The sequence below is a fragment of the Mycobacterium sp. PSTR-4-N genome, from assembly GCF_022348085.1.
Classification (GTDB): Bacteria; Actinomycetota; Actinomycetes; order Mycobacteriales; family Mycobacteriaceae; genus Mycobacterium.
Genome location: NZ_JAKRFN010000049.1, coordinates 1 through 3,449 on the forward strand (window position 1 = coordinate 1; position 3,449 = coordinate 3,449).

Genomic DNA, 3,449 nt, shown 5'->3' on the forward strand with positions numbered 1-3,449 from the left:
GAAGTCGTCGGAGCTACCCGCCAGCAGCACATGCTCTTACAGCGACCGCAAATGGACGTCGGCGCGCAACTTGTCTTCCTCGGGTGATTCAGACTGCTGATTCGGGAGTCGTTTGATCACGAAGTCCGGAGTCAGGCGAGGCGTCGTGGGTGTTCTTTTGATCGCCAATTTGGGAGTCGCTCTTTCCTGCTGGACTGTGTGGTCGGTTTTCCGCCAGCCTGGGTGGGGCTTGTTCGGAAGGATCGTCGGCTGTGTCCAGTCGTCTGTCGGTGCCAGTGTGGTTGCAGTTCGGGTTGCTCGCTACGGCGTGGGGTTCGAGCTTCCTGTTCATCAAGGTCGGTTTGGAGGGTTTGTCACCTGCCCAGGTCGTGTTGGCGCGACTGGTCGGCGGAGCGCTGGCTCTGCTGGTCTTGACGCTGATGACCAGAGCCCGGTTGCCGGGGTGGGATCGGGTCTGGTTGCACGTCACGGTCGTGGCGGTACTGCTGTGCGTAGCACCATTTTTGATCTTCGCGTGGGCTGAGCAGTTCATCGCATCGAGTCTGGCCTCGATCTACAACGCGACGACCCCGCTGATGACGATGCTGATGGCGATTGCGGCATTGCCCGATGAACGGCCTACTCGGCGCCGGCTGTTGGGTTTGGGGTTGGGCTTTGGAGGTGTCGTGGTGGTGCTGGCTCCGTGGGATGGCCGCATCGGCGGGTCGGTGGCCGCGCAGCTGGGGTGTCTGGCGGCCACCGCCAGTTACGGAGCGGCGTTTGTGTACCTGCGTCGTTACGTGGCCCCTCGGGGTCTGCCAGCGTTGACGGTGGCGACGATGCAGGTCGGCGTTGGTGGGGTCATCATGATGCTGCTCGCACCGTTCATCGCGCGCGACAGCGTCGTTCTGAGCGCCTCGGTGGTGATCAGCATGGTGTTGCTGGGTGTTGTGGGTACCGGCTTGGCCTATGTGTGGAACACCAACGTCGTTTCGGCGTGGGGAGCGACCGCCGGCGCCAGCGTCACCTATTTGACGCCGATCGTCGGGGTGGTGCTGGGTGCCGCGTTGCTCGGGGAGCATCTCCACTGGAATCAACCGGTGGGGGCGATCATCGTGATTTTCGGCATCGCCTTGTCGACGCGGGTACGAACCCGCCCCCCATCCGACGGGGACGACCCTGTCGATGATGGTCAGCGGGTTGATTCATCGGCCACCCCCCGGCTAGCCGACTGACCGGTCGCCGCCTGCTGCACCGGACTTGGCGCGGGTGTGGGCGAGACGGAAGGAGTCGGTGCCGGTTTCGATGATGTTGCCGCCGAAGGTGAGCCGATCCACGATCGCCGCGCACAACCGTGGGTCGGTGAACGTCTTGGCCCACCCCGAGAAGCTCTCATTCGACGCGATGGCGACCGAGGCCTTCTCTTCACGTTCGGTGAGCACCTGAAACAACAGCTCGGCACCGCGGCGGTCAAGCTCTTGCCCGCAGGCGGTCGGCGATGAACCGATCGTTGTAGCCCTGCTTGCGAAGCGAGAGCACGCTGAGCCCGAAAATCTGGTCGGCCACCGTCTGGGCGTGCTCAACGGCGACGTGGGCGGCCGACGTCGCGGCGGTCAAGGCGGTGACCACAGAACCGCTATGCGCAGAGGGAAGGACCGCCGGCGAGCTGTGCGGGGTCATCGCGGCGTTCCTCTTTGGGTGTCCTCCGCTTCGAGCGAATCCATCACTTCGGCCAGCTCGGATTCGTCCACAGTCAGGGGCGCCTCTCTGGTGTGGACGAGCTGTTTGAGGGCCGCCGGCGCGCCGCGGGTGTCAGAGCTATCAGGCAGGTACGCGTCGGCGGCAACGTGCAGTTGGCAGACGGCTGCAATGAGATTGTCCGGTCCCGTACCGCGATAACCGCAGGTGTAGTAACCACTTCCGCCGAGCGGCATGGGCCATACCGTCCCTGCTGCTCGGTAAAACGCTGCGCACCAACGTGCTTCGACCTCAAATGCGGTCAGTCGGCCATCGGCGGGCATCCGTGTTCCCACGGTGGCGTGGTATGTGCCATCAGTTGTCTTGGCGATCCATCCGAAGTCGGCCCGTGGGTCGTACCACCATTGGCAGGGCTGCGTTCGTTGGTCATCAGTGAATGTCCGCCGCGCAAACATCGCGCCGAGGGTCTGTGGGTCTTCGCACGGCTTAAGTCGTGAAATCCATTCCCTGGCGAGGGGTCCGTCGTCTTCCGAAGTGCACACCGTGATACCGACCAGTTCGCGCACCTCGTTGCGGTGAGACAGCAGTTCCACCGCCTTCTGGCGTGCAGCCTCACTGGGTACCCGGAGGTTCATCAGTGGGTACACCTCCCCGAGTGTGGGCGGCTCAAGCAACGTCGGGTTGGGGTTGCGGGGGTATGCCGCCTGGAACAGGCCCGGCCGTTCGACTCCTCCGGGCACGTCAGGATGCGCTGGTGCGGCGTAGATCCCAGCTTCCAGGCGTGCGTTGATGACGTCGACGACCGAGCGACAGCGGTCTGCCTCAGCATCGTCGGCAGCTTCGGCGAGCAGCTGGTTGAGGGTGTTCGGGTCATAGAGCGGGTCTGAGGGGCGAACCGATTGCGGGGCGGCTCCCGGCCGCCACGCCTGGATGTCGTCGAGTCTGCGCAGACCGGCTGGCCACCAGGGCAAGTTCAGCCGCAGGAGGTTGGCGAGGTCGAACCATCCGCAAGTTTCCACAATGGCAGTGCCGGGCGGGGCTCCGTGTTGTCGCTCAGCGACCGCCAATTCGGCCTGCCAGCCCGGCGGACTCACCTCCCCAGGTAGTGGTCGCATCTCGTCGCTCACAACCGCGACAGCCGTCACTGATTCGAGGACTTGTAGGAGGCGGGGCGCCCAGTGCGCGGCCCGCCCGGTGGTCATCACGTCGCCGTAGGCCACCGCTACGGGCCCGCGGTCGTCGGCGGGCTGCCAAATATGCACGATCCAGGGTTTCGGGCTGCCGTATGCGTCGTAAGGTGCGTGTCGTTCGGCGCCCACCCACATCGCCGGCTGCAGCCCGTCGCCCTGGTGGTAGATCCGGGGAATCTGCGCTCCGCGATTCTGGCGCCGAACCCGCTTGCACTCGAAGGCCTGAACCTTCGTCCACAGCTTTGGTCGACCCGGGATCGCCGGCTGCGGGAAATTGGGATCGCGGGTTGTCAGCTTGTGAAACGCCGCGATGGATACGCCGAGCAGCTTTGCGAACTCTGCGGTGTCGACGGTGGGAGCGCCCCACTGACTGTGTTGCTGCCAGTAAGCATCCTCTGCGATGACCGGAGAGCTGATGCCATGTGCAGGAAGACGCCGCTTGCGGAGATTCATGGCATCACCCTATGCGGTGTCCATCTACATGTCCATTTGCAAATAGACATTGCTGACGATGTAAATGGCCGGCCGAGTGGACGCCGCCGTGGTCGCGGCAACCGTGATGGGGCGACGCCACCAGCGCTT

At 64.3% G+C, this 3,449-nt stretch carries 3 protein-coding genes and 1 pseudogene; 1 reads left to right on the forward strand and 3 read right to left on the reverse strand.

All coding sequences use genetic code 11. The features are described 5' to 3' along the window. The first annotated feature begins 251 nt into the window (after positions 1-251). Complete coding sequence (locus MHN84_RS29495; RefSeq protein WP_241207980.1) at positions 252-1,214, forward strand: DMT family transporter; 963 nt, start codon at positions 252-254, stop codon at positions 1,212-1,214. Here MHN84_RS29495 and MHN84_RS29500 read toward each other — a convergent pair. The 3 genes and pseudogenes from MHN84_RS29500 to MHN84_RS29510 form a co-directional block, all read right to left on the reverse strand. Beyond that, positions 1,203-1,457: pseudogene (locus MHN84_RS29500) on the reverse strand (ATP-binding protein); the annotation flags it as partial. The gene MHN84_RS29495 and the pseudogene MHN84_RS29500 overlap by 12 nt on opposite strands. Then, a complete protein-coding gene (locus MHN84_RS29505; protein WP_241207982.1) occupies positions 1,450-1,659 on the reverse strand; it encodes a hypothetical protein in 210 nt (69 codons plus the stop codon). The gene MHN84_RS29505 and the pseudogene MHN84_RS29500, both read right to left, overlap by 8 nt. Next, the gene (locus MHN84_RS29510; protein ID WP_241207981.1) at positions 1,656-3,320 is read right to left on the reverse strand and encodes a hypothetical protein; all 1,665 of its coding nucleotides are present in this window, start codon (positions 3,318-3,320) and stop codon (positions 1,656-1,658) included. The genes MHN84_RS29505 and MHN84_RS29510 overlap by 4 nt, the downstream gene beginning before the upstream one ends. Between the last annotated feature and the right edge of the window lie 129 nt (positions 3,321-3,449).

What these genes read in the sequence shown, in the direction of transcription:
- MHN84_RS29505 (WP_241207982.1), bottom strand. Translation starts at nt 1,659, where the DNA reads ATGACCCCGCACAGCTCGCCGGCGGTCCTTCCCTCTGCGCATAGCGGT.
- MHN84_RS29510 (WP_241207981.1), bottom strand. Translation starts at nt 3,320, where the DNA reads ATGAATCTCCGCAAGCGGCGTCTTCCTGCACATGGCATCAGCTCTCCG.